1 pseudogene is annotated in these 538 nt (G+C 52.4%); it reads right to left on the bottom strand.

Features of this window, described 5'->3' with window-relative positions:
- Positions 1-538, bottom strand: a pseudogene (locus EAE93_RS24060) (RHS repeat protein); the annotation flags it as partial.

Raw genomic sequence — 538 nt, 5'->3', positions numbered from 1 at the left:
CCGATGGCATTAGTGGTACTTTGTGTCGTATAGACCTCACTTGCCAGCATTCCCTGCCAGACAGTTTCGTCGTCACCGCTCCAGTTAGCCTCCTGCCCTTCCGCCAGCAATTGGTGAGATTGGGATAACATGGCGCCCGCCAGTGACTGACTTATCAACCGGGTCACTCCCGCTGTGTCGTAGTGGCGGATACACAGACCGGAGAGGTTATACTCTTTCTCCGCGGTTGTATTCCCAGCCCAGATAAAGCGCTCGGTCACTTGAGCACTCTCTTGGTCGGAAACTTGCTCGCTCACAGATAACAAGCGACCGGGCAAAGTATTGCCTTCATAGCGACGGGTCTGACGAACACCGGTCGCATTCATCGTCATTACCGAACGACCTTCAATATCATTTAATGCAACAGTACGGCCAGCATCGACACTCTCTGTCCGCAGGGCATGACCGGCCAGATCATGCTGCCAGACAAAATTAGGCTTTACTGAGTTATCAGCCTGCTTTGCATCATACAAGCGTGGGTCAATACTGTAGTTCAGGT

Origin of the sequence: Photorhabdus akhurstii, from assembly GCF_018448925.1 — a bacterium.
Taxonomy (GTDB): Bacteria; Pseudomonadota; Gammaproteobacteria; order Enterobacterales; family Enterobacteriaceae; genus Photorhabdus; species Photorhabdus akhurstii.
Note: the sequence above shows the minus strand (reverse complement) of the source record. Positions and strands in the feature narration are given on the sequence as shown.